This window comes from Zoogloea oryzae (assembly GCF_030161255.1).
In the GTDB taxonomy this organism is placed as follows: Bacteria; Pseudomonadota; Gammaproteobacteria; order Burkholderiales; family Rhodocyclaceae; genus Zoogloea; species Zoogloea oryzae.
In genome coordinates this window covers 1-23,346 of sequence record NZ_BSPX01000047.1, presented here as the reverse complement: position 1 = coordinate 23,346, position 23,346 = coordinate 1, and the positions used below count along the sequence as shown (strand labels likewise).

General features: G+C 68.1%; 23 protein-coding genes. 16 read left to right on the top strand and 7 right to left on the bottom strand.

What is annotated here, in order from left to right; genetic code table 11:
* Positions 1 to 2: 2 nt before the first annotated feature.
* The 12 genes from paaG to paaE all read left to right on the top strand — a co-directional run bounded on the left by paaG (position 3) and on the right by paaE (position 11,519).
* Positions 3 to 797 (top strand): 2-(1,2-epoxy-1,2-dihydrophenyl)acetyl-CoA isomerase PaaG, encoded by a 795-nt coding sequence (gene paaG, locus QQK25_RS14880; protein ID WP_284188628.1) that lies wholly within the window; start codon positions 3 to 5, stop codon positions 795 to 797.
* Positions 798 to 865: 68 nt separating this feature from the next.
* Positions 866 to 2,338 (top strand): 3-hydroxyacyl-CoA dehydrogenase, encoded by a 1,473-nt coding sequence (locus QQK25_RS14875; RefSeq protein ID WP_438696457.1) that lies wholly within the window; start codon positions 866 to 868, stop codon positions 2,336 to 2,338.
* Entirely contained in the window at positions 2,331 to 2,801 is a 471-nt protein-coding gene (gene paaI, locus QQK25_RS14870) for a hydroxyphenylacetyl-CoA thioesterase PaaI (protein WP_284188626.1), read from the top strand. The genes QQK25_RS14875 and paaI overlap by 8 nt, the downstream gene beginning before the upstream one ends.
* Before the next feature lie 45 nt (positions 2,802 to 2,846).
* A complete protein-coding gene (paaK, locus tag QQK25_RS14865; RefSeq protein WP_284188625.1) occupies positions 2,847 to 4,172 on the top strand; it encodes a phenylacetate--CoA ligase PaaK in 1,326 nt (441 codons plus the stop codon).
* A gap of 13 nt (positions 4,173 to 4,185) precedes the next feature.
* The gene (pcaF, locus tag QQK25_RS14860; protein WP_284188624.1) at positions 4,186 to 5,391 is read left to right on the top strand and encodes a 3-oxoadipyl-CoA thiolase; all 1,206 of its coding nucleotides are present in this window, start codon (positions 4,186 to 4,188) and stop codon (positions 5,389 to 5,391) included.
* A gap of 174 nt (positions 5,392 to 5,565) precedes the next feature.
* On the top strand, positions 5,566 to 6,717 hold the full coding sequence (locus tag QQK25_RS14855; RefSeq protein WP_284188623.1) for an ABC transporter substrate-binding protein: 1,152 nt from the start codon (positions 5,566 to 5,568) through the stop codon (positions 6,715 to 6,717).
* 115 nt (positions 6,718 to 6,832) lie between these two features.
* A complete protein-coding gene (locus QQK25_RS14850; RefSeq protein ID WP_284188622.1) occupies positions 6,833 to 7,621 on the top strand; it encodes an enoyl-CoA hydratase-related protein in 789 nt (262 codons plus the stop codon).
* 38 nt (positions 7,622 to 7,659) lie between these two features.
* Entirely contained in the window at positions 7,660 to 8,673 is a 1,014-nt protein-coding gene (paaA, locus tag QQK25_RS14845) for a 1,2-phenylacetyl-CoA epoxidase subunit PaaA (protein WP_284188621.1), read from the top strand.
* Positions 8,670 to 8,966 (top strand): 1,2-phenylacetyl-CoA epoxidase subunit PaaB, encoded by a 297-nt coding sequence (gene paaB, locus QQK25_RS14840; protein ID WP_284188620.1) that lies wholly within the window; start codon positions 8,670 to 8,672, stop codon positions 8,964 to 8,966. Before paaA ends, paaB begins: the two co-directional genes overlap by 4 nt.
* Positions 8,966 to 9,748: a 1,2-phenylacetyl-CoA epoxidase subunit PaaC gene (gene paaC / locus QQK25_RS14835; RefSeq protein ID WP_284188619.1), complete on the top strand. Its 783-nt coding sequence runs from the start codon at positions 8,966 to 8,968 to the stop codon at positions 9,746 to 9,748. The genes paaB and paaC overlap by 1 nt, the downstream gene beginning before the upstream one ends.
* A 4-nt stretch (positions 9,749 to 9,752) precedes the next feature.
* Positions 9,753 to 10,283: a 1,2-phenylacetyl-CoA epoxidase subunit PaaD gene (gene paaD, locus QQK25_RS14830; protein WP_284188618.1), complete on the top strand. Its 531-nt coding sequence runs from the start codon at positions 9,753 to 9,755 to the stop codon at positions 10,281 to 10,283.
* A gap of 141 nt (positions 10,284 to 10,424) precedes the next feature.
* A complete protein-coding gene (gene paaE, locus QQK25_RS14825) occupies positions 10,425 to 11,519 on the top strand; it encodes a 1,2-phenylacetyl-CoA epoxidase subunit PaaE (protein WP_284188617.1) in 1,095 nt (364 codons plus the stop codon).
* A gap of 61 nt (positions 11,520 to 11,580) precedes the next feature.
* Here the strand turns inward: paaE and QQK25_RS14820 are convergent, their stop codons facing one another.
* The 3 genes from QQK25_RS14820 to QQK25_RS14810 all read right to left on the bottom strand — a co-directional run bounded on the left by QQK25_RS14820 (position 11,581) and on the right by QQK25_RS14810 (position 16,123).
* A complete protein-coding gene (locus tag QQK25_RS14820) occupies positions 11,581 to 13,632 on the bottom strand; it encodes a methyl-accepting chemotaxis protein (RefSeq protein WP_284188616.1) in 2,052 nt (683 codons plus the stop codon).
* A 312-nt stretch (positions 13,633 to 13,944) separates the two neighbouring features.
* The gene (locus QQK25_RS14815) at positions 13,945 to 15,147 is read right to left on the bottom strand and encodes an ammonium transporter (RefSeq protein WP_284188615.1); all 1,203 of its coding nucleotides are present in this window, start codon (positions 15,145 to 15,147) and stop codon (positions 13,945 to 13,947) included.
* Positions 15,148 to 15,337: 190 nt separating this feature from the next.
* Entirely contained in the window at positions 15,338 to 16,123 is a 786-nt protein-coding gene (locus QQK25_RS14810) for a ferredoxin--NADP reductase (protein WP_284188614.1), read from the bottom strand.
* A gap of 305 nt (positions 16,124 to 16,428) precedes the next feature.
* Here QQK25_RS14810 and QQK25_RS14805 point away from each other — a divergent pair, with 305 nt between their 5' ends.
* From QQK25_RS14805 to QQK25_RS14790, 4 genes are all read left to right on the top strand, one after another.
* A complete protein-coding gene (locus QQK25_RS14805; protein WP_284188613.1) occupies positions 16,429 to 16,875 on the top strand; it encodes a pilin in 447 nt (148 codons plus the stop codon).
* 118 nt (positions 16,876 to 16,993) lie between these two features.
* Positions 16,994 to 18,604 (top strand): phosphoethanolamine transferase, encoded by a 1,611-nt coding sequence (locus tag QQK25_RS14800; protein ID WP_284188612.1) that lies wholly within the window; start codon positions 16,994 to 16,996, stop codon positions 18,602 to 18,604.
* Positions 18,601 to 19,218 carry a 1,6-anhydro-N-acetylmuramyl-L-alanine amidase AmpD gene (gene ampD, locus QQK25_RS14795; RefSeq protein WP_284188611.1) on the top strand — a complete coding sequence of 206 codons (618 nt, stop codon included), beginning with the start codon at positions 18,601 to 18,603 and terminating at the stop codon, positions 19,216 to 19,218. The genes QQK25_RS14800 and ampD overlap by 4 nt, the downstream gene beginning before the upstream one ends.
* 509 nt (positions 19,219 to 19,727) lie before the next feature.
* Entirely contained in the window at positions 19,728 to 20,426 is a 699-nt protein-coding gene (locus tag QQK25_RS14790) for a lytic transglycosylase domain-containing protein (RefSeq protein WP_284188610.1), read from the top strand.
* 109 nt (positions 20,427 to 20,535) lie between these two features.
* Here the strand turns inward: QQK25_RS14790 and QQK25_RS14785 are convergent, their stop codons facing one another.
* The 4 genes from QQK25_RS14785 to QQK25_RS14770 all read right to left on the bottom strand — a co-directional run.
* Entirely contained in the window at positions 20,536 to 21,690 is a 1,155-nt protein-coding gene (locus QQK25_RS14785) for a pyridoxal phosphate-dependent aminotransferase (RefSeq protein WP_284188609.1), read from the bottom strand.
* An 80-nt stretch (positions 21,691 to 21,770) separates the two neighbouring features.
* A complete protein-coding gene (locus QQK25_RS14780; RefSeq protein ID WP_284188608.1) occupies positions 21,771 to 22,508 on the bottom strand; it encodes a cytochrome c biogenesis CcdA family protein in 738 nt (245 codons plus the stop codon).
* Positions 22,509 to 22,515: 7 nt separating this feature from the next.
* Positions 22,516 to 22,920, bottom strand: coding sequence for a thioredoxin family protein (locus QQK25_RS14775; RefSeq protein ID WP_284188607.1), 405 nt, complete (start codon positions 22,918 to 22,920; stop codon positions 22,516 to 22,518).
* 81 nt (positions 22,921 to 23,001) lie between these two features.
* The coding region (locus QQK25_RS14770) for a 2'-5' RNA ligase family protein (RefSeq protein WP_284188606.1) at positions 23,002 to 23,346 on the bottom strand (345 nt) is incomplete at its 5' end.

Genomic DNA, 23,346 nt, shown 5'->3' with positions numbered 1-23,346 from the left:
CGATGGAATTCAACAACATCCTCTTCACGGTTGAAGCCGGCGTCGCCCGCCTGACCCTCAACCGCCCGGACAAGCTCAACAGCTTCACCGGCGAGATGCACGCCGAGCTGCGCGTGGCCCTCGACTCGATCCAGGCCGATAAGACCGTGCGCGTGCTGGTGCTCACCGGCGCGGGCCGGGCCTTCTGCGCCGGCCAGGATCTGGCCGACCCGGACATGCAGAAGGTGGACGGCAAGATGCCGGACATCGGCAACGTGGTCGAAGCCAACTACAAGCCGCTGGTGCTGCGCCTGCAGAACCTCCGCGTGCCGACCATCGCCGCGGTGAACGGCATCGCTGCCGGCGCTGGCGCCAGCGTGGCGCTGGCCTGCGATCTGGTGGTCGCCAGCAAGTCGGCGTCCTTCCTCCAGGCCTTCAGCAAGATCGGCCTGGTGCCGGACACCGGCGGCACGTGGTTCCTGCCCCAGCGCGTCGGCATGGCCCGGGCGATGGGCCTGGCGCTGCTGGCCGACAAGCTGCCGGCCGAGAAGGCCGCCGAGTGGGGCCTGATCTGGGAAGCCGTGGCCGACGACGCCTTCGCGGCCCGCATCGACGCGCTGGCTACCCAGCTGGCCGCCATGCCCACCAAGGCGCTGGTGCGCACCCGCCAGGCCATGCACGCCGCGCCGGGCCATACGCTGGAGCAGCAGCTGTCGTTTGAAGGCAGCTTCATGCGCGAACTGGGCTGGAGCCCGGATTACGCCGAAGGCGTCGCCGCCTTCATGGAAAAGCGCGCACCGAAGTTCACGGGGGAATGAGCGTGGCCGAACTTTCCAACCACGCCCTCGACACCTCCGCCATCGTCGCGGTGGTCGGTACCGGCGCGATGGGCGCCGGCATCGCCCAGGTTGCGGCGGCGGCGGGTCACGTGGTCAAGCTGCTCGACACCCGGCCCGAGGCCGCGGCCAAGGCGGCCGCCGGCATCCGCGCCCAGTTTGGCAAGCTGGTGGAGAAGGGCCGCATGGCCGCCGACGCCGCCGAGGCGGCCGGTGCGCGCCTGCGCCCGGTCGAGCGCCTTGAAGATCTGGCCGACGCCGCGCTGGTGATCGAGGCCATCGTCGAGAGCCTCGAAGCCAAGCAGACCCTCTACCGCGATCTCGAATCCATCGTCGGCGCCGATTGCATCTTTGGCACCAACACCTCGTCGATCTCCGTCACCGCCATCGGCGCGGCCCTCAGCCGGCCCGAGCGGCTGGCCGGCCTGCACTTCTTCAACCCCGCGCCGCTGATGGCGCTGGTGGAGATCGTCTCCGGCCTCGCCACCAACAAGGCCGTGGCCGACACCCTGTTCGCCACCGCCGCGGCCTGGGGCAAGACGCCGGTGCACACCCGCTCGACGCCGGGTTTCATCGTCAATCGCGTGGCCCGGCCGTACTACGGCGAAGCCATGCGCATCGCCACCGAAGGCGGCGCCGACGTGGCCACCATCGACGCGGTGATGCGCGAGGCCGGCGGCTTCAAGATGGGCCCCTTCGAGCTCACCGACATGATCGGCCACGACGTGAACTTCGCGGTGAGCCGTTCGGTGTGGAACGCCTATTACAACGACCCGCGCTTCCAGCCCTCGCTGATGCAGCAGGAACTGGTGGATGCCGGCTTCTACGGCCGCAAGTCGGGCCGCGGCTTCTACGACTACCGCGAAGGCGCCGAGCGCCTCGCGCCCAAGACCTGCGTTGCCCAGCCAGCGCCGACGGACATCGTGCTCCACGGTCGCTCTGCCGCCGTCGAGGCGATCGCCGACCGGCTCTACGAGCGGGGCGTGGCCTACACCTGGGGCGAGGCCGACGATGGCCGCATCGCCGAGGTGGGCGACGCGGTGCTCTTCGTCACCGACGGCCGCACCGCCACCCAGCGGGCCGCCGAAACCGGCATCGCCAACACGGTGCTGATCGATCTGGCGCTGGACTACACCAAGGCCACCCGGCTGGCGGTGAGCGTCGCCCACAGCTGCTGGGCGCCGGCGGCGGCGGCGGCCACCGGGTTGCTGCAGGCGGCCGGCTTTGCGGTGTCGCGCTTTGGCGACGTGCCGGGCCTGGCGGTGATGCGCACCGTGGCGATGCTCGCCAACGAGGCCGCCGACGCGGTGAACCAGGGCGTGTGCGATGCCCGCGGCGCCGATTCGGCCATGCAGCTGGGCGTCAATTACCCCAAGGGGCCGCTGGCCTGGGCCGACGCCGTGGGCGTCGCCACCATCTGCCAGGTGCTCCGCCACCTCGGCGACTTCTACGGCGACCCGCGCTACCGCGTCTCGCCGCTGATCCAGCAATCGGTCTTTGCCGGAAAGGGCATCCATGACTAAGCAAATCAACCCCGCCGAAGCCCAGGCGCTGGCCGAAGCCGTGGCCGAAGCCATGTGGTCGCGGGACCGCGCCGCCAACGCGCTGGGGATCAAGATCGAAAGCGTCGGGCCCGGCGTGTCGCACCTGTCGATGCCGGTGCGCGGCGACATGGTCAATGGCCACCACATCTGCCACGGCGGCCTGATCTTCTCGCTGGCCGACACGGCCTTTGCCTACGCCTGCAACAGCTATAACCGGAACACCGTGGCCTCCGCCTGCCACATCGACTTTCTGGCGCCGGGGATGGAGAACGACACCCTCGACGCCGAGGCGGTCGAGCGCTCCCAGTCCGGTCGCACCGGGGTCTATGACGTGACCGTGAAGAGTCGCCAGAGCGGCAAGACCATCGCCCTGTTCCGGGGCAAGAGTTACCGGATCAACGGCGAAGTCATCGCCGGGCTGGCGGGCGAGTCGGTGGCCTGAGGGCCGCCCGAACCCGTCAAGAACATATAAAGAGAGGAGACAACCATGCCTACAAAGCGCCCCGAGGCCGCCGATCTGGACCCGATCGAGAAGGCCAGCCGCGACGAGATCTCGGCCCTGCAGCTCGAACGCCTCAAGTGGTCGGTCCGCCACAGCTACGACAACGTCGAGCCGTACCGCAAGCGCTGCCAGGAAAAGGGCGTCCATCCGGACGACCTGAAGCAGCTGGCCGATCTGGCCAAGTTCCCGTTCATGACCAAGACCGACCTGCGGGATCACTACCCCTTCGGCCTCTTCGCCGTGCCGCGCAACAAGGTGGCCCGCCTGCACGCCTCGTCGGGCACCACCGGCAAGTCGGTGGTGGTCGGCTACACCAGGAACGACCTGGACAACTGGGCCAATGTGGTTGCGCGCTCCATCCGCGCCGCCGGCGGCCTGCCGGGCGACATGGTGCACGTGGCCTACGGCTACGGGATGTTTACCGGCGGCCTCGGCGCCCACGCCGGCGCCGAGCGCCTGGGCTGTACCGTGGTGCCCATGTCCGGCGGCCAGACCGAGAAGCAGGTCCAGCAGATCATGGACTTCCGGCCGGACGTCATCATGGTCACCCCGTCGTATTCGCTGGTGATCGCCGAGGAGTTCGAGCGCCTGGGCATCAAGCCCGACGAGATCTCCCTGAAGGTCGGCATCTTCGGCGCCGAGCCGTGGGGGCAGGGCATGCGCGCCGAGATCGAGCGCAAGCTCGGCATCGACGCCATCGACATCTACGGCCTGACCGAAGTGATGGGCCCGGGCGTTGCCTGCGAGTGCATCGAGAGCAAGGACGGCCCGGTGATCTGGGAAGACCACTTCTACCCCGAGATCATCAACCCCGACACCGGCGAAGTGGTGGCCGACGGCGAGGAGGGCGAGCTGGTGTTCACCTCCCTCACCAAGGAAGCCTTCCCGGTGATCCGCTACCGCACCCGCGACCTCACCCGCCTGCTGCCGCCCACCTCGCGCTCCTTCCGCCGGATGGACCGCATCACCGGCCGCTCGGACGACATGCTGATCATCCGCGGCGTGAATGTCTTCCCGACCCAGATCGAGGAGCAGATCCTGCGCGACCAGCGCCTGTCGGGCAACTACCAGATCGTGCTGACCCGCGACGGCCACATGGATGACGTGGAGGTGCGCTGCGAAGTCCAGCGCGAGCTCTCGGGCAAGCTGTCCCGCGCCGCGGTCGAGGAGATCAGCCGCGGTCTGCAGCACCACATCAAGACCATCATCGGCATCTCCACCAAGGTTCGGGTGATGGACTTCGACTCCATCCCGCGCACCCAGACCGGCAAGGCCCGTCGCGTGATCGACGAACGCCCGAAGCAACTTTAAGGAGAACCGGTCGATGAACAACGCTTTCATCTGCGACGCCATCCGCACGCCCATCGGGCGCTACGGCGGCACCCTCGCCAGCGTGCGCGCCGACGACCTGGGCGCCATTCCGCTCAAGGCCCTGATGGCTCGCAACCCCCAGGTGGATTGGGCTGCCGTCGAGGACATCATCTACGGCTGCGCCAACCAGGCCGGCGAAGACAACCGCAACGTCGCCCGCATGTCCGGCCTGCTCGCCGGGTTGCCGGTGGATGTGCCGGGCACCACCGTCAACCGCCTGTGCGGTTCGGGCATGGACGCCATCGGCATTGCCGCCCGCGCCATCAAGTCGGGTGAGACCAGCCTGATGATCGCCGGCGGTGTCGAGAGCATGTCCCGCGCGCCCTTCGTGATGGGCAAGGCCGAATCGGCCTTCTCGCGTAACGCCGCGATCTACGACACCACCATCGGCTGGCGCTTCATCAACCCGGCGATGAAGAAGCTCTACGAAACCCACTCCATGCCGCAGACCGCGGACAACGTGGCCGAGGAGTTCTCCGTCAATCGTGCCGACCAGGACGCCTTTGCGGTGCGCTCCCAGCAGCGCTGGGCCGCCGCCCACGCCGCCGGCCGCTTTGCCGACGAGATCGTGCCGGTGGAGATCCCCCGCAAGAAGGGCGACCCGATCGTCTTCGACACCGACGAGCATCCGCGCCCCGAGACCACCCTGGAGATGCTCGCCAAGCTGAAGGGCGTCAATGGCCCGGAGATGACGGTGACCGCCGGCAACGCATCCGGCGTGAATGACGGCGCCTGCGCGCTGCTGCTGGCCTCCGAGGCAGCCGCCGGCAAGTACGGCCTGACCCCGAAGGCGCGGGTGGTCGGCATGGCCACCGCCGGCCTGCTGCCGCGGATCATGGGTTTCGGCCCGGCGCCGGCGGTGAAGAAGGTGCTGGCCCAGACCGGCCTCACGCTGGATCAGATGGACGTGATCGAGCTCAACGAAGCCTTCGCCGCCCAGGCCCTGGCCGTGGTGCGCGATCTGGGCCTTGCGGACGACGAGGCGCGGGTCAATCCCAACGGCGGCGCCATCGCCATGGGCCACCCGCTGGGCGCCAGCGGTGCGCGGCTCGTGACCACCGCCATGTACGAACTCCACCGCCGCGGCGGCCGCTACGCGCTGTGCACCATGTGCATCGGCGTGGGGCAGGGCATCGCGATGGTGATTGAAAGGCAGTAAGGGATTGGGAAATGGGAAGTAGGGAGTGGGGAGTGGGGTAATGGGGCCGGATCTGGGACGGTTGCGCTGACGACCGCCAGCGCACCCGCGTCCAGCCTACCCCTACTTTCTACTACCCATTACCTACTACCTACCCGCCCATCACCAGACAACGACCAAAGAGGAGACAAAACCATGAATAAAAGAACCACCCTGAAGACCCTGTTCGTCGGCACCGTGCTTGCCCTTGGCAGCTTTGGCGCGATGGCCAACGAGCCGATCAAGATCGGTTCCATCCTGTCCGTCACCGGCCCGGCCGCCTTCCTGGGCGACCCGGAGCTGAAGACGCTGCAGCTCTACGTGGAAGAGATCAACAAGAAGGGCGGCGTGCTCGGCCGCCAGCTCCAGCTGGTGCACTACGACGACGGCAGCGACGCCAACAAGGCCAACGGTTTTGCCAAGCGCCTGATCGACGACGACAAGGTGGACCTGATCGTCGGCGGCACCACCACCGGCTCCACCATGTCCACCGTGCCGCTGGTCGAGAAAGCTGGCGTGCCCTTCATCTCCCTGGCGGGCGCCGTGGTGATCGTCGAGCCGGTCAAGAAGTTCGTCTTCAAGACCCCGCACACCGACCGCATGGCCGCCGAGAAGGTCTTCGAGGACATGAAGAAGCGCGGTATCAGCAAGGTGGCGCTGCTCTCCGAGACCAGCGGTTTTGGCCAGTCCGGCAAGAAGGAGACCGAGGCCGTCGCCGCCAAGTACGGCGTGACCCTGGTGGCCAACGAGACCTACGGGCCGAAGGACACCGACATGAGCCCGCAGCTCACCAAGATCAAGAACACCGCCGGCGTGCAGGCCGTGTTCGTGTTCGGCCTTGGTCAGGGCCCGGCCATCGTCACCAAGAACTACAAGCAGCTGGGCATCACCCTGCCCCTGTACCAGTCCCACGGCGTGGCGTCGGATGAGTTCCTGAAGCTCGCCGGCCCGGCTGCCGAAGGCGTGCGCCTGCCGTCCCCGGCCCAGCTGATCCCCGAGAAGCTGCCCGCCGGCGACCCGCAGAAGCCCGTCGTGACCGCCTACGACAAGGCCTACAAGGAGCGCTACAAGCAGGACGTGTCCACCTTCGGTGGCTACGCCTACGACGGCCTGATGATCGCCGTCGATGCCATCAAGCGCGCCGGTTCCACCGACAAGGCCAAGGTCCGCGACGCCATCGAAGCCACCAAGGGCTTCGTGGGCACCAGCGGCACCTTCAACATGTCGCCCACCGACCACATGGGTCTCGACCTGTCGGCCTTCCGCATGCTCGAAGTCAAGGGCGGCGACTGGACCATTTCCAAATAAGGTCAGGAGTGAGGAGTAAGGGGTGAGGAGTCAGGCGCCGGCATCGCCTTCTTCAAGCCGGATGCCGCTGGCGCCCTCATGCCTTCCTCCTGACTCATCACTCCTTTCGATGATCATGGCTACTTACCAAACCCTGGAAATCGAGCGCGCCGGCCGCGTGGCGACGATCTGGATGAACCGTCCGGAGGTGTTCAACGCCTTCGACGAGGCGCTGATCGCCGACCTGCGCGACGCGTGCATCGAGCTCGACGCCGACGTCGGCGTGCGCGTGGTGGTGCTGGGCGGCCGCGGGCGGCATTTCTCTGCCGGCGCCGACCTCAACTGGATGCGCCGCGCGTCCGGCTACAGCGAAGCCGAGAACCTCGACGACGCGCGCCGCTTCAGCGCCATGCTGCGCGGCCTGTCGGAGATGTCCAAGCCGACCATCGCCCGGGTGCAGGGCGCGGCCCTGGGCGGTGGCACCGGCCTCGCGGCGGCCTGCGACATGGCGATTGCCGCGTCTGACGCCAGCTTTTCCACCTCGGAAGTGAAGTTCGGAATCATCCCCGCGGTCATCAGCCCCTACGTGCTGCGCGCGGTCGGGCCGCGCCACGCGCTGCGCCTGTTCCAGAGCGCCGAGAAGATCGACGCCCAGCGCGCCCTCGCCATCGGGCTGGTGGGCGAGGTGGTGGCGCCGGATCAACTGGATGCCGCGGTGGCAAAGCTGGCCGAAACCCTGGTCGGCTGCGCGCCCCAGGCCCAGAAGGCTGCCAAGGATCTGATCGCCGCGATCAACGCCCGCCCCATCGACGATGCGGTGAGCGAGGAAACCGCCCAGCGCATCGCCCGCCGGCGCGCCACCGACGAGGCGAAGGACGGCATCGCTGCCTTCCTCGAGAAGCGCACCCCGGCCTGGCTGCGCTGACCGCGAACGCCCCCGAATAACCCAGCAGGAGAACACTCATGTACACCCAAAGCTTCAGCGTGCCGGACAACGCAGGCCAGAAGACGGCGGCCAGGACCCCGTCCACCGAAGACCCGGAACTGATGGCGCGCTTCGATGCCCGCATCGACGCCGACGGCCGCATCGAACCCCAGGACTGGATGCCCGAGGCCTACCGCCGCACCCTGGTCCGCCAGATCAGCCAGCACGCCCACAGTGAGATCGTCGGCATGCTGCCCGAAGGCAACTGGATCTCCCGTGCGCCCAGCCTCAAGCGCAAGGCCATTCTGATCGCCAAGGTGCAGGACGAGGGCGGCCACGGCCTGTACCTCTATTCCGCCGCCGAGACCCTCGGCACCAGCCGTGACCAGATGCTCGAAGGCCTGCACTCTGGCCGCGCCAAGTACAGCTCGATCTTCAACTACCCGACCCTCAACTGGGCCGACGTGGGCGTGATCGGCTGGCTGGTGGATGGCGCCGCGATCATGAACCAGATCCCCCTGTGCCGCTGCTCCTACGGCCCCTACGCCCGCGCCATGGTGCGCGTGTGCAAGGAGGAATCCTTCCACCAGCGCCAGGGCTACGAGGCCCTGCTGGTGATGATGAAGGGCACCGACGAACAGAAGGCGATGGTGCAGGACGCGGTGAACCGCTGGTGGTGGAAGTGCCTCGCGATGTTCGGGCCGCCGGACGCCGACAGCCCCAACAGCGCCCAGGGCATGCGCTGGGGCATCAAGCGCATCAGCAACGACGACCTGCGCCAGAAGTTCATCGACGCCACCGTGCCCCAGGCCCAGGTGCTCGGCGTCACGCTGCCCGACCCGGACCTCAAGTGGAACGAGGAGCGCCAGCACCACGACTACGGCCAGATCGACTGGCAGGAGTTCTGGGACACCGTCGAAGGCAACGGTCCCTGCAACAAGGAACGCCTGTCCACCCGGGTCAAGGCCCACAACGACGGCCAGTGGGTTCGCGAAGCGGCCCTGGCCTACGCCCGCAAACAACAAGAACGCGCAACGAAGGAGGCAGCATGAACACCCCCGCACTCAAGGAATGGCCCCTCTGGGAAGTTTTCGTCCGCAGCAAGCAGGGCCTCGAGCACAAGCACTGCGGCAGCCTGCATGCCGCTGATGCGTCCCAGGCGCTGCACATGGCGCGCGATGTGTACACCCGCCGCCAGGAAGGCGTGAGCATCTGGGTCGTGCCGTCCGCCGCGATCACCGCCAGCAACCCCGACGACAAGGGCGAGCTGTTCGACCCCGCGGCCGACAAGATCTACCGCCACCCGACCTTCTACGAGATCCCGGAAGAAGTGGGGCACATGTGATGAGCACGACTGCTGACTACATTCTCCACCTGGCCGACAACGCCGTGGTGCTGGGCCAGCGCAACGCCGAATGGTGCGGCCACGGCCCGATCCTCGAGGAAGACCTGGCCCTCGCCAACGTCAGCCTCGACCTGATCGGCCAGGCCCGGCTGCTCTACCAGCGTGCCGCCACGCTGCTGGGCGGCGACGCCACCGAGGACAGCCTGGCCTACTTCCGCGACGCTGCCGAGTTCCGCAACTACACCCTGCTGGAGCTGCCGCACCACGGCCCGTTGGTGGGCTACGCCGCGTCCGATCGTGACTACGCCACCACCATCGTGCGCAACTTCCTGTACTCGGCGCTGATGGTCCAGCTGTGGGACGGGCTCACCAAGTCGTCCGACAGCGAGCTCGCCGCCATCGCCGCCAAGTCGCTCAAGGAAGCCAGCTACCACCTGCACCACGCCCGCGACTGGCTGGTGCGCCTGGGTGACGGCACCGACGAATCCCACGCCCGGGTGCAGGCCGCGGTGGATCACCTGATGCCCTACACCGAGGAGTTCTGGACGCCTAGCCCGGCCGAAAGCACCGCGGTGGCGGCTGGCGTGGGCGTGGATGTGCGCACGCTTCGCGCCGGCTGGGACGCGCTGGTGAATGACGCCTTCGCCGAAGCCACGGTGACCCGCCCGGCTTTCCGCGGCTACATCACCGAAGGCAAGGTGGGCGTGCATTCCGAGCACCTGGGTTTCCTGCTCACCGAGATGCAGAGCCTCGCCCGGGCGCACCCCGGCGCGACGTGGTGACGCCATGAGCGCAACGCCGATGCCAGCGCCGGCCCCGGACGAGCTCATCGACCGGGTGCTGACGGCCCTCGACAGCCTCACCGACCCGGAAATCCCGGTCGTCACCCTGCGCGAGCTGGGCATCCTGCGCGACGTGCGGATGACGGACGACGGGCTGGAGGTGGTCATCACGCCCACCTACAGCGGCTGCCCGGCGATGGGGCAGATCGAGGACGACGTGCGCGCCACCCTCGCCGGCATCGGCATCGCCGCCCGGGTGGTCACCCGCCTGTCGCCGGCCTGGACCACCGACTGGATGAGCGAGGCCGCCAAGGAAAAGCTGCGCGCCTACGGCATCGCGCCGCCCCACCGCCTGCCGGCGCCGGAGGTGGGCGTGGTGCGCTTCATGAAGAAGCCGGCGGCGGAAACCGTGGCCTGCCCCCAGTGCGGCTCCACCAACACCACGCTCACGTCCCAGTTCAGCTCCACCGCCTGCAAGGCGCTGTACCGCTGCCTCGACTGCCGCGAGCCGTTCGACTATTTCAAACCGTATTGATGAGGCAGGGAGGAGTGAGGAGGGAGGAGTGAGGAGACCAGGCTGAAGCCTCCTGCGCTGGCGATCGTCGGCGAAACAGGATCGGTCACGGGCTCCTCACTCCTCACTCCTATCTCCTCCCCGCTCCGAAGGAGCCCCCCCATGTCAGCCCCCCGTTTCCACGACCTCACCGTCAAGCGCGTCAGCCCCGAAGCGGCTGGCGCGGTGGCGATCACCTTTGCCATCCCCGACGACGCCCGCGAGCGTTTCGCCTTCGAGCCGGGCCAGTTCCTGACCCTGCGCGCCAGCATCAACGGCCAGGACGTGCGCCGCAGCTACTCCATCAGCTGCCCCCGCAGCCGGCTTGCCAAGGCTGGCGAGCTGGAAGTGGGCATCCGCCCCGTCGATGGCGGCGTGTTTTCCAACTGGGCAGCCCAGTCGGTCAAGGCCGGCGACACCATCCAGGTGATGCCGCCCGACGGCCGCTTCACGGTGAAGAAGCAGCGCGCGATCCACCGGGTTGGCTTTGCCGCCGGCTCTGGCATCACGCCGATCCTGTCCATCGCTGCCACCACGCTCGAAGAGCAGCCGGAATCCAAATTCACGCTGGTCTACGGCAACCGCCGCATGTCGTCGGTGATGTTCAACGAAGCCCTGCAGGATCTGAAGGACCGCTACCGCGACCGCCTCACGCTGATCCACATCCTGTCCCGCCAGGCGCAGGAAGTGGACCTGCTCCAGGGCCGCATCGACGCCGACAAGGTGAAGTCGGTGGTCGCCTCGCTGCTGCCCGCGGCGAGCATGGATGAGGTGTTCATCTGCGGCCCCGAAGCGATGATCGACGCCACCCAGCAGGCCCTGCTGGAGGTGGGTGTGCGCCCGGATCGCATCTACACCGAGCGTTTCACCGCCAACACCCCGCTGCCCGCCGGCAAGGTGCCCACCGGCCCGCGCGACGCAGCCGGCGAGGCGGCCAAGTCGGTGGCCCTCACCGTCATCCTCGACGGCAAGGAGCACGAGATGGCGATGGCGCCCCACGAGCACGTGCTCGACGTGGCCCTCAACGCCGGGCTTGATCTGCCCTTCTCGTGCAAGGCCGGCGTGTGCTGCACCTGCCGCGCCAAGGTGATGGAAGGCAGCGTGGAGATGGACAAGAACTTCACCCTCGAAGCCGCCGAGATGGACCAAGGCTTCGTGCTGAGCTGCCAGGCCCGCCCCACCAGCGGGCGCCTGCTGGTGAGCTTCGACGAGCGCTGAGACGCGTCCCAAAGAAAACGGCCCGGTTGAACCCGGGCCGTTTTTGTTTGTGCCTGCCTGCTCAGTGCTCGACCCGGAAGCGGTCCACCGCCTCCGACATGCGTCGCGAGAGGCGGGCGAGGGTGCTGGCGGCCCCGAGCGCTTCCCGGGCAGAGGCGTCGTTCTGGCCAGAGATCCGGCTGATCCGCGCCACCTCTTCGCCGATGCCGTTGCTGGCTGCGGCCTGCTGACGCAGGCTGGCCGACATCTCGGCGGCGATGGTGGCCACCTCTTCGGCGCCGGCTTCGATTTCACTCATCGTGCGGCCCGAGGCTTCCACCTTCTCCACGCCCGTCGTCACCTGCGCCCGCGCGGAGGCCATGCCCTGGATCGCGTCGCGGGTGCCGGTCTGGATGGATTCGACGACCCGGGCGATCTCCTGGGTGGAGGCCGCGGTGCGTTCGGCCAGCTTGCGCACCTCGTCGGCAACCACTGCAAAGCCGCGCCCCTGTTCGCCGGCGCGGGCGGCTTCGATGGCGGCGTTGAGGGCCAGCAGGTTGGTCTGATCGGCCACCTCGCGGATCACGCTCACCACTGTCGAGATGTGCTCCGACGCTTCGCCCAGGTGCTGGATGCGCTCGGCGGCGGCCGAAACGGCCTGCTCGATGCTGGCCATCTGGGCGATCACGTCGCGGGTGGCCTCGTGCCCGCGGGCCGCCTGCTGGCGGGTCTCGCGGGTGTGGGCGTCGGCGCTGCGGGCGTTGTCGCTCACCTGGTTGATGCTGGCGGCCATCTCGCCCACGCCGTTGGCCATCGCGTGGGAGGCGTCGTTCTGGGTGGCGGCGGCGCCGGCCAGGGCTTCCGAGGTGCGGGAGAGGGTGGCCGCGGTGTCCTCGATCTCGGTGGCCTGCTGGCGCAGCTCGGCGATCAGTGCGCCGACGTTCTGGGCGGTGGCGTCGATGTTGTTGGCGATGATGTGCAGCTCGTTGCGGGTGCCTTCCTCGTGGGGCTCGCGGCGGATGCGCGCCTGCAGATCGCCCGCACCGATGCGCCCGAGCACCTCGACGATGGCCTTCACTGGTCGCATCTGGTGGGTGATGAAGGTGTAGAGCAGCAGCGACAGCACCAGCGCCGCCACCGATGCGGCGATCAGGATGATGTTGCGCAGGGCCGTGCTCTCGGCGGTGAAGTCCTCCATGTAACCGCCGCCAGCCACCACCAGGCCGCCCAGGCTGTCGGTGTGCTCGTAGTAGGCGATCTTGGTCCGGGATGCGCCGTCCCGATCCTTCCAGGGATAGGTGATGCTGCCGCCGCCGTCCGTCAGCATTCGTGCAAGCGGTTGGCCGCCTTCGGCGTCGTGGATCTCGGTGGCGTTCTTGCCCGCCAGTACCGGATGGAAAATCATCAAGCCCTTTTCGTTGCCCTTGGCGCGAACCAGGAAGGCGTAACCACTATTGCCGAACTTGAGGCTCTCCAGCGCTGTCTTCAGGCTGCCGAAGGCGCCGGTGAGATCGAAGCCGACGAAAAGCGCGCCCACCACCTTGCCGTCCTTGTCGCGGGCGGGGGTGTACTTGGTCATGTACTGGCGGCCGAAGAGCTTGGCGACGCCCAGATAGGTTTCCCCGGCGATGAGCTTGGCCTTGGCGGGATGGTCGGCAGCGAGCGCGGTGCCCACGGCCCGCTCGCCGGCTTCGGTCTTGAGCGAGGTGCTCACCCGCACGAAGTCGTCGCCCTTGCGCACGAACACCGTCGCAACGCCGCCGGACGTGCGCGCGAACGCGTCGACGCTGGTGAAGTCGAGGTTGACCGGCTTGCCCTGATATTCGAGCAGCGGTGTGTCGATCGCGCCCACCGGGATCGAGCGTTCCGGGTGCAGCACGAAGGGCTCGGGAAAGTGGGAGAGGAAGATCGCCGACACCTTGTCGGTCAGGCCCACGCTGATCTCGTGGGTGGTGTCCACCAGCTGGCGCAGACCGTGGATGTGGCCCTTCACCTCCCGGTCCGCATGCTCCAGGCCCAGGCGGTAGGTGTAGGACGAGACGAACAGCGCCAGTCCGAGTATGACCAGCCCGCCGAGCAGAATGGATGCACCCACGAACTGGTGACTCAGGGACATCCGGTTGATCGATTTCATCGTGCTCCCCCACGCCATCGACGGGCGTTCTCGATTTATTACTAAAGTAATAGGTGATCCTGATACGGCAGTTCGGCGGGAATCTTGAGCTGGCCTGCATTTCGGATGCACGAGGGTGTGACGGATGACCGCCTTCTGGCGCCTGCCGGAAACGTAATCGATCAGTATTCTCATACTCATTCCGCCTGAGCGATGTCGGGCGAGAGCATGCGTGCATCCTGACGGCAGGGCCGCGCCCGGAAAGCCGGCCCTGAAATGCACAAGGCCCGGTCGAAACCGGGCCTTGCTGGGGAGGATCGCTGCAGCGCGGGCTTACCAGTGGGTTTCCCGGTCTGGCGTGGCGGTGATCTTGTGGATCGTCAGGTCGGCGCCTTCGAATTCCTCTTCCGGATCGAGGCGGATGCCGACGAGGGTCTTCAGCGTGCCATACACGATGGTGCCGCCCGCCAGCGCGATGACAATGCCGGCCAGGGTGCCGGCTAGCTGGGCCACGATGCTCACCCCACCAAGGCCGCCCAGCGCCGTGGTGCCGAAGATGCCCGCAGCAATGCCGCCCCAGGCGCCGCACAGGCCGTGCAGTGGCCACACGCCGAGCACGTCGTCGATCTTCCAGCGGTTCTGGGTGACGGTGAAGAGCTGCACGAAGAGCACGCCGGCGACGGTGCCGGTGGCCAGCGCGCCGATCGGGTGCATCAGGTCGGAGCCGGCACATACGGCGACCAGGCCGGCCAGGGGGCCGTTGTGGATGAAGCCCGGGTCGTTCTTGCCCAGCACCATCGCCGCCAGGGTGCCGCCGACCATCGCCATCAGCGAGTTGAGGGCCACCAGGCCGCTCACCTTGTCGAGGGTCTGGGCCGACATCACGTTGAAGCCGAACCAGCCCACGGTGAGGATCCACGCGCCCAGGGCCAGGAAGGGAATGTTGGATGGCGGGTGGGCGGCCACGTTGCCGTCCTTGGTGTAGCGGCCGCGGCGGGCGCCCAGCAGGAGCACGGCGGGTAGGGCGATCCAGCCACCCACGGCGTGCACCACCACCGAGCCGGCGAAGTCGTGGAACTTGGCGCCGGTGACGGCCTCCAGCCACGGCTGGATGCCGAAGTTGTCGTTCCAGGCGATGCCCTCGAAGAAGGGATACACGAAGCCGACCAGCAGGAAGGTGGCGATGCTCTGGGGGTGGAACTTGGCCCGCTCGGCGATGCCGCCGGAGATGATCGCCGGGATGGCCGCCGCGAAGGTGAGCAGGAAGAAGAACTTCACCATCTCGTAGCCGCTCTTCTGGGCCAGCACGTCGGCGCCCGAGAAGAAATTGGCCCCGTAGGCCACGGTGTAGCCGATGAAGAAGTAGGCGATGGCCGACACGCAGAAGTCGGTCAGGATCTTGACCAGCGCGTTGACCTGGTTCTTCTTGCGGACGGTGCCGACCTCCAGGAAGGCGAAGCCTGCGTGCATCGCCAGCACCATGATGGCGCCGAGCAGCACGAAGAGGACGTTACTGGCGTTGCTTGATTGCTCCATTTTGGGCTCCAAAATCGAAGCGAAGCACCAAGCAGGTGCCGTGCCAGTTTAGCTTTTCGGGAAAGTCTAATTAATTCATCAACTTGACGCCAAGCTTGCATCGATTTGTCGCACTTTATTCGTGCATCGCCATTTTGACTGCACCAAAAACAGGCGCAGTTGCGGCGCGCGGCTCCCCGAGATGGGGCGCTTACCAGGCGTTCTCGACCGCGATGTGGCCCGGCGCCGCCAGTCGGCTCAGGCGGAAACCCCTTCCCATCAGCGCCTTGTGGGTGTCGCGCACCATGTCGGGGCTGCCGCAGATCATGAAACGGGAGTCGGCATCGGAAAAGGGCAGCCCGACGGCGGTTTCGAGCCCACCCTGGCGGATCAGCTCGGGGATGCGGGCGTGGAGCGCGCCGGGGGCGGTCTCGCGGGTGACCACCGGCCGGTAGATCAGCTTGTGGCCCTGGGCCGCCCACAACGGGTGCTGCCGCAGCGCGGCGATCTCGTCCCGATACGCCAGGTCTTCGGCGAGGCGGGCGCAGTGGACCAGGATCAGCCGGTCGAAGCGCTGCCAGGTGGATTCGTCCTGGAGGATGGACAGGTAGGGGGCGAGGCCGGTGCCGGTGCCGAGCATCCACAGGTCGCGGCCATCGGCGAAGCGGTCGGTGGTGAAGAAGCCGTTTGCGGTGCGCTCGATCATCACCTCGTCGCCCACAGCCAACTGGGCGAGGCGCGAGGTGAAGGCACCGTCGGGCACCACGATGGAGTAGAACTCCAGGTGCTCGTCCCAGGTGGCCGAGGTCATCGAGTAGGCCCGCCACACCGGCGCCCCGTTCTCTTTCAGCAGCCCCAGCCGCGCAAACTGCCCGGGCACGAAGCGGAAGCCCGGCTCGCGGCTCAGGCGGAAGGACAGCAGACGCGGACTCCAACGGTGCATCCAGAGAATGCGGGCCACGGTGCTGCGGGTGTTGACGTTGACGGCGGTGTCCATGCGGTGTGCTCTCGACGATATCGGCGGGCTGCCCGAAGGGACAGACCGCATCCCGCGTCGCTTCGTTCCGGCAGCGGCGGCGCGAATGACTGACGCATTTCGGCAAGGGGGTGACGAAAATCGTCACCTGGAGCCCGCTGCTGCGCTTGCCACGGCGCTGGCGTGGGGGCGTCGGTTTGTTGAAAGTGTCTGATTCATAGACGTTTCGACCCGTCGGTCGGATTCTGGCACGGCGGTTGCATTAGCGTTGTCAGCCGGGTCTCGAGCCCGTTCTGGAATACCCATAATCTCTTGGAGATACGCACATGAAAGACATGAAGAAGCAAGGCGGTTTCACCCTGATCGAACTGATGATCGTCGTGGCCATCATCGGTATCCTGGCCGCCATCGCCGTTCCCCAGTACCAGCAGTTCCAGCGCAAGGCCAAGTTCTCCGACGTCGTGTCCCAGACCGCCGCCTACAAGTCCGCCGTTGAGCTGTGCATCCAGAACAACAACGGCGGTCTGACCGGCTGCGACACCGGCGCTTCCGCCGCTGACGGCACCTGGTCGATCCCGGCCCCCATCGCTTCCGGCGCCGGCAAGGGCAACCTCGACTCCCTGTCCGCCAAGGACGGTGTGATCACCGCCAAGGCGATCTCTTCCGGCGGTCTGAGCGGCGAAACCTACGTGCTCACCCCGACCTCCGGCACCGCCTCCATCAGCTGGGCCACCAGCGGCACCTGCCGTACCGCTTCGCCCCCGATCTGCTGATTGTCGCAGGGCCTCCAGGCCACCCCCGGCGGTGGCCTGACGCAACAAGCCCGGAATGGCGTAAGCCTTCCGGGCTTTGTTTTTGCAAGCTGAACCTCTCCACCCTGGAGCGCCTCCCTTGACCGGGCACCCGCAACCCCCCGATCCGCACCGCTTTAGCCGCTGGGCCGACAGCCTGCTGCTGGCCGTGCTGCTGCTGCCAGTGCTGGCCTTGCCCCAGCGCTGGGGCGACCGGGCGGCCGGCGTGGGGGCGATGCTGGCGCTGGTGCTGGTTGCGGCCAGCCTGCCGTGGCCGCGGCTGGTGCGTCTGCTGGCGCTGCCCTGCCTGCTGCTGGCGCCACCGGTGGCGTGGTACGCGTGGCGCTTCGGGGTGATGCCCGGCGACGAGCTGATGCTCGCCCTGCGCATGAGCGACGGTCGCAGCGCCGTCGAATTTCTCGCCGATGCAGCGCGGCAGTGGTCCACCTGGGCGGTGTTGATCCTCGAGGTGCTGGTGGCCCTGGCGCTGAAGCTTCGTCGCCCCTGGCCGGCGGCGTCGCGGTGGCGGCAGGTCGGGCTGCTCTGCGGGCTGGCCTATCTGGCCACGGGTTTCCTCCACGACAGCTTTCTGCGCACGCGGCTGCCGCTGCATCCGTGGGCCAGCCCCGAGCTGGTGCTGCGCACCTATCCGGTTTCCCTGGTCCAGCCGCTGGTGCTGCTGGCCACGCCGCGACCGGTGGTGGCGGCGATTGCGCCGGTGCGGGTAAAGGTGGACCCAGCGGCCCGCCATCGGCCCCAGACCTACGTGCTGGTGATCGGCGAATCGGCCCGCGCCGACCGGCTCGGCCTCAACGGCTACGGCCGGGATACGACGCCCATTCTGGGTGCCCTGCCCGGCGTGGTGAGCTTTCCCGATGTGCGCTCGGTGTCCGACTGCACCCACACCGCCGTCCCGGCCATGCTCACCATGAGCGACGCCGCCGGCATCGCCCGCCGCCCGCCGGACGAAGGGGCGCCCACCTTGTTCGACTACTTCGCCGCGGCCGGCTTCTTCACCGCCTTCGTGTCGATGCACGAGCCGGCGCTCGCCGAGGCCATCGGCATCCGCGCCGACCACGCCCGCAACCTGCGCTACCTCAACCCGGGCTCGCCGGTGCGGGACGACGCCCTGCTGCCCGAGCTGCGCCGCCTGCTGCTGGTGCCGCAGCCCCGCAAGTTCATCGTGCTGCAGCTCATCGGCAGCCACTTCGAGTACGAGCAGCGCTACCCGGCCGACTTCGACGTCTTCCACGGCGACGGCACGCCGGAGCGCGACCGTTCGGCCCGCTACGACAACAGCCTGCGCTACACCGACTGGATCCTCTCCCGCGTCATCGAGGCCCTGCACGGCGCCGAGGGCGAGGTGGTGCTGGCCTACGCCTCCGATCACGGCGAGAACCTCTACGACGACGCGCGGCAGCGCTACCAGCACTGCGGCAGCGTCACCCACTTCGACACCCGGCCGGCCACCCTCTTCTGGGCCGAGCGCCTTTACCGGCCGCAGTCGTGGCAGACGCTCGCCGCCAACCGGGGGCGTTACATCGGCCAGGAGATGGTGGGCGCCACGCTGCTCGATCTGGCCGGGGTGAGGGTGCCCGGCGTCGTGCTGCCCGACTCCCTCGCCGCTCCGCTCGTCGAGCGGGAGGTGCGCTACGTGCTGGACGGTGGCAAGCTCACCGGCTTTGCCCGGGACGGGAGCCTTGCCCCATGAATCCACGCAGGATCGTATCCCCCAACTGCGACGACCGCGCCCCCGGCGAGGCCGTCTCGCTCATCGTCATCCACGCCATCAGCCTGCCGCCCGACCGCTTCGGCGGCGAGGGGGTGGCGCAGTTGTTCACCAACTGCCTCGATCCGGCGGCCCATCCCTATTACGCAACGATCCATCACCTGCGGGTGTCGGCCCACTACTTCATTCGCCGCACCGGCGAGCCGATCGAGTTCGTGCCCCCCGAGCGGCGCGCCTGGCACGCCGGCCTCTCCAGCTGGCGGGGGCGCGAGCGCTGCAACGACTTCTCGGTGGGCATCGAGCTGGAAGGCTGCGACACGCTGCCCTTCGAGCCGGCCCAGTATGAGGCGCTGGCCCGCCTGCTGGCCGATCTCTGCGCGCGTTTCCCGGTGGAGGGGGTGACCGGCCACGCCGACGTCGCACCGGGCCGCAAGACCGACCCCGGGCCGTACTTCTCGTGGGGGCGCCTGCGCCGCGAACTGGCGCGCATCGGGCAGGGCGAACTCGCCGCGCGCATCGAGCCCGAAGGTGCCGCCGATGGCGACGACGGGGATCGGATGCGCTGGCCTTTTCCAGTCGCGGCGCGCCCTGGCTGAACGCTGCCGGGGGGCGGGCGAAAGCCGCTCCGGGGCTGGTTTTGCCCCGGTCGCCGGGCCCGGAGGCGCGCCAGCGCTGCCGCCCCGACAATGCTGCGGGCATCGCCCGGCAGCCGCCGGAGCGCCCCCGGGATTGACAAAATCCAGTCGAATCAATACAATGCGCTCTGTGTGCAATGCAGCACACATTTTTTTGGATCGTTTCTTGTTAAACGCCGGCGCAGAAACCGCCGCATGACCGGGCATCCCAAGCCGGTCACTGGCCAGAACCCTGGTCTGGTTTCCGCGTCATTTTTTGCACGCTGCCTGGTTGCACCAGCGTGTTTGGATCAACCCCTGGCGACCTAGTCTTTCGAGTGCCGTCGGCCGGTTTTTGTGGCTGACGAGTTGAACCCGGCCCTGCTTTTCGAGGGCTGTCGGGCGATACAAGCGGAACGCCTGCTCCCGGTTTTCATCGGGGCGGCACTTCGTGCGCGCTTGCTGGGCTGTGGCCACAGAAAGGAGAGCCCATGTTCGCAACTCGTATCACGAAGTACGCACGTCACGCGGCTTCATTCATGCTTCACTTCGCCCACGGCGGTCTGCTCGTCGCTGGCCTTATCGTTACTCTTTTTGTCGCTTCGCGGATCGCCAATCATGGCGTTCAGGGTCTTTCGCTCGGCAGCTTCACCGGTGGTCCTGCCACCTCCGCCGCCGTCGAAGAGATCGAGCCGGAAGTCGTGGAAGTCGCTGACACCACGGCAACCAAGCTCAGCCCCGACCTGCAGCGCGTCAAGACCTACATCGCCAAGCGCTACCAGGTCTCCGCGGTTGCCGTCGAGCCGCTGCTGGCCTCGGCCCAGCAGACCGGCCGCAGTGTCGGCGTCGACCCGCTGCTGCTGGTGGCCGTGATGGCCATCGAGTCGCGGTTCAACCCCTTTGCCGAAAGCCCGATGGGGGCCCAGGGCCTGATGCAGGTCATCCCCAAGTGGCATCCGGACAAGATCGACGTCAAGTCCGACAAGGGCGCGATGTTCGATCCGGATACCAACATCCGCGTCGGCGCCCTGGTGCTCAAGGAGTACATCCAGAGCACGGGCTCGGTTGAGCGGGCCCTCCAGCAGTACAACGGATCCAGCGATCCCACCGCGCCCTACGCCAACAAGGTGATGGCGGTGAAGGCCGCCCTGAGCCAGGCCGCCCGTGGCGGCAAGTTCTTCGGCGTCTGATCCGTTGTTTTGCAGCCTGCCGTCAGGCAGGCGCGTGTCTCTTCCTTTCTGCCGATTCCCCTCCGCGCCCCCGCAACAGGCGCCGGAGGGGTGATGTGCCCGCCGCTGCCTACAGCACGCGGCGGATGCGTTCGGCGGCTTCTACCAGCCGGGCTTCGTCGGTGGTGTAGGCAATGCGCAGGTGACGCTCTGGCGCGTTGTCCCCAAAGTCGACTCCCGGGGTGGTGGCCACGCCGGCTTCCTCGATGAGCCGCTGGGCGAGTTCCTCGCTGCTGGCGGCGATGTCGGAGATGTCGGCGTAGAGATAGAAGGCACCCTGGGGCTCCGTCGCAAATCTGAAACCGATCTCCCGTAGCGCAGGCAACAGCGCATTGCGGCGGTCGGCAAAGGCATGGCGACGGGCTTCCAGGATCTCCAGCGTGCCCGGCTCGAATGCCGCCAGCGCGGCGTGCTGGGCCGGTGTCGACGGCGAGATGAAGAAGTGCTGGGCGAGTTTCTCGATGTCCCGCACGTAGCCTTCGGGCACCACCATCCAGCCAAGCCGCCAGCCGGTCATCCCGAAATACTTCGAAAAGCTGTTCACCACGAACACGTCATCAGCCCGGCTGAGGGCGGTGCTCGCCTCGACGCCGTAGTTCAGGCCCTGATAGATCTCGTCCACGATCAGCACGCCACCGCGGGCCGCCACGGTGTCGCGCAGGGCGACGATCTCGTCCAGCTCCAGCAGCGTGCCGGTGGGGTTGGCCGGCGAGGCCACCATCAGCCCGCGGGTATTGGGCGTCCAGGCTGCGGCGACGTGGGCCGGCGTGGGCTGGAAGCGGGTCGTCGCATCCACCGGCAGTGCCACCGGCTTGCCTTCAAAGCTGCGCACCAGATGGCGGTTGGACGGGTAGCCCGGGTCGGGCAGCAGCCATTCGTCGCCCGGATCGGTGAGCACGCCCAGGGCCAGCATCAGCGCGCCGGAGGCGCCGGGGGTGACGATGATGCGCTCGGGCGCCACGTCGGCCCCGAAGCGGTCGTGGTAAAAGCGGGCGATGGCCTCGCGGAGCGCGGTGAGGCCCAGGGCCGGCGTGTAATGCACGTGGCCGCTGGTCAGAAAGCGGCGGCCGGCCTCGACGATCGGGGCCGGGCTGGGAAAGTCCGGCTCGCCGACCTCCAGGTGGATGATGTCGCGGCCTTCGGCGGCCAGGGCGTGGGCGCGCTTGAGGATCTCCATCACGTGGAAGGGCTGGATGTCGGCCATGCGGCGGGCGATTCGGGTCATCGCGAAGTCCTGATTCTCTGGTGTTGCGGGGAATCAGCCATTGTAGGCCAGCCCCGCCTGCCGGCGCGACCCGGCGCTGCTCAGAACAGCGTGGTGAGGCGCAGCCAGCCTTCCGGCAACACGTCGATCACCCGAGCTTCCAGCCATTTGTCGGCACCCGTCAGGATGGCGATACCGGCGAGGCCGATCAGCACGCCGAAGGCCTTCTTCATGCCGTCGCCCCGGGCGAGCACCCAGCCCCGGGCGCGGGCGAGGCTGGCTCGGGACGCGTAGGCCACCGCTACCAGCGGCGTGGCCGCGCCAAGGCCGAACACGCCGAGGATCAGCGCCCCGCGGCCGGCGCCGCCTTCGCTCGCCACCAGCGTTAGCGCCGAAGCCAGCAACGGGCCGGAACAGGGGCTCCACACCAGTCCGAGCACCCCGCCCAGCAGCAGTGCGCCGCCGAGGGAGCCGCCGTCGAGCCTGTTCGACGCCGCATTGGCCGACGAGGCCACGGGCAACAGCAGCTGGCTGAAGCGTGCGCCCAGGGCCGGCACCAGCATCACCAGCGCGAAGGCGATCAGCAGCACGGCACCAAATGTCCGCACGCTGTCCGGATCGATGCCCAGCGCCGGGCCCAGGGCGCCGACCACGAGGCCGATCGCGGCAAACGAGGCGGCCATGCCGGCCCCCATCGCCAGCGGCGCCAGCCGGTTGGCCTGCATCGCGCCGCCAACCACCAGGGGCAGCACTGGAAAGACACAGGGCGAGAGGGTCGTCAGGCTGCCGGCGACGAGACTGAGCCCCAGCTGGGGCAGGGAGAGGGCGGCGTCCATCATCTCGCCCTCACTGGGCCGCAGCGGTGGCCGAGTGCAGGGCGGCGCGCAGGCGGTCGGGGTCGGTCTCGCCGGCCAGCCTGGCGGTTTCCTGCGTGCCGCGCCAGACGATCAAGGTCGATTGCGTGCGCACGCCGAGCTGCTGCCGGAGGGCGCGCTCGCTGTCGTAGTCGGCCACCAGCAGCGGCAGAGGCAGGCTCGCGTCCTGCCGGAAGCCGTCGAAGACCTTGGCCTGAGCCCGGCAGGTGGGGCACCACGGGGCGTGGAAATGCACGGCCACCGGCTTGCCAGCCGACTGGGCGGCGGCGAGGGCTTGGGCCGAATAGGGCTGGATCTCCAGCGCGTGGGCGGCGAGCGGCGCCAGCAGGCAGGCGAGGGCGGTGACGAGACGGGGGCTGGGGGCGAGGCGGTTCATGGCGGGCTCCGGGTGACATGCGGGGGTGCATGTCGGATTGGTCGGAGCCGGCGCCGGATTCTTACAGTGCCCCGCCAGATTTCAGTCGGTGTCGGGCCAGCCGGCGGGGCGCTGCAGCCAGTCGAGCTGCCGCCGGCTGAGGTCGAAGCTCGCCAGGGTGGTCAGCGCGCCGCCGATCTCGGGCGCCGCGTAGTGCATCAGGCTGATGCGCTCGACACGGCAGGGCAGGGCGGGGGCGGCAAAGGCGTCGAGCCGGGGCTGGATGTGGGCCGTGGGCCAGGTGCCGGCGTAGAGGCCCACGGTGACGTGGGGCGTGTAGGGGCCGCCGGGCTCGTCCTGGTCGCCGGCCAGGGCGCGGCGCAGGCGGTGGATGCCGCCGGCGGGGTCCGTCACCGACAGGAAGGGCGCCGAGCTGAAGCTCGCCAG

Excerpts from the sequence above, each read along its gene's own strand:
- paaD (WP_284188618.1), top strand. The coding sequence starts at position 9,753 with ATGAGCGCAACGCCGATGCCAGCGCCGGCCCCGGACGAGCTCATCGAC.
- QQK25_RS14820 (WP_284188616.1), bottom strand. The coding sequence starts at position 13,632 with ATGAAATCGATCAACCGGATGTCCCTGAGTCACCAGTTCGTGGGTGCA.
- QQK25_RS14855 (WP_284188623.1), top strand. The coding sequence starts at position 5,566 with ATGAATAAAAGAACCACCCTGAAGACCCTGTTCGTCGGCACCGTGCTT.
- paaI (WP_284188626.1), top strand. The coding sequence starts at position 2,331 with ATGACTAAGCAAATCAACCCCGCCGAAGCCCAGGCGCTGGCCGAAGCC.
- pcaF (WP_284188624.1), top strand. The coding sequence starts at position 4,186 with ATGAACAACGCTTTCATCTGCGACGCCATCCGCACGCCCATCGGGCGC.
- QQK25_RS14815 (WP_284188615.1), bottom strand. The coding sequence starts at position 15,147 with ATGGAGCAATCAAGCAACGCCAGTAACGTCCTCTTCGTGCTGCTCGGC.
- QQK25_RS14805 (WP_284188613.1), top strand. The coding sequence starts at position 16,429 with ATGAAAGACATGAAGAAGCAAGGCGGTTTCACCCTGATCGAACTGATG.
- QQK25_RS14780 (WP_284188608.1), bottom strand. The coding sequence starts at position 22,508 with ATGATGGACGCCGCCCTCTCCCTGCCCCAGCTGGGGCTCAGTCTCGTC.
- ampD (WP_284188611.1), top strand. The coding sequence starts at position 18,601 with ATGAATCCACGCAGGATCGTATCCCCCAACTGCGACGACCGCGCCCCC.
- paaK (WP_284188625.1), top strand. The coding sequence starts at position 2,847 with ATGCCTACAAAGCGCCCCGAGGCCGCCGATCTGGACCCGATCGAGAAG.
- paaC (WP_284188619.1), top strand. The coding sequence starts at position 8,966 with ATGAGCACGACTGCTGACTACATTCTCCACCTGGCCGACAACGCCGTG.
- paaG (WP_284188628.1), top strand. The coding sequence starts at position 3 with ATGGAATTCAACAACATCCTCTTCACGGTTGAAGCCGGCGTCGCCCGC.
- QQK25_RS14850 (WP_284188622.1), top strand. The coding sequence starts at position 6,833 with ATGGCTACTTACCAAACCCTGGAAATCGAGCGCGCCGGCCGCGTGGCG.
- paaA (WP_284188621.1), top strand. The coding sequence starts at position 7,660 with ATGTACACCCAAAGCTTCAGCGTGCCGGACAACGCAGGCCAGAAGACG.
- paaE (WP_284188617.1), top strand. The coding sequence starts at position 10,425 with ATGTCAGCCCCCCGTTTCCACGACCTCACCGTCAAGCGCGTCAGCCCC.
- QQK25_RS14810 (WP_284188614.1), bottom strand. The coding sequence starts at position 16,123 with ATGGACACCGCCGTCAACGTCAACACCCGCAGCACCGTGGCCCGCATT.
- QQK25_RS14790 (WP_284188610.1), top strand. The coding sequence starts at position 19,728 with ATGTTCGCAACTCGTATCACGAAGTACGCACGTCACGCGGCTTCATTC.
- paaB (WP_284188620.1), top strand. The coding sequence starts at position 8,670 with ATGAACACCCCCGCACTCAAGGAATGGCCCCTCTGGGAAGTTTTCGTC.
- QQK25_RS14775 (WP_284188607.1), bottom strand. The coding sequence starts at position 22,920 with ATGAACCGCCTCGCCCCCAGCCCCCGTCTCGTCACCGCCCTCGCCTGC.
- QQK25_RS14785 (WP_284188609.1), bottom strand. The coding sequence starts at position 21,690 with ATGACCCGAATCGCCCGCCGCATGGCCGACATCCAGCCCTTCCACGTG.
- QQK25_RS14875 (WP_438696457.1), top strand. The coding sequence starts at position 866 with ATGGGCGCCGGCATCGCCCAGGTTGCGGCGGCGGCGGGTCACGTGGTC.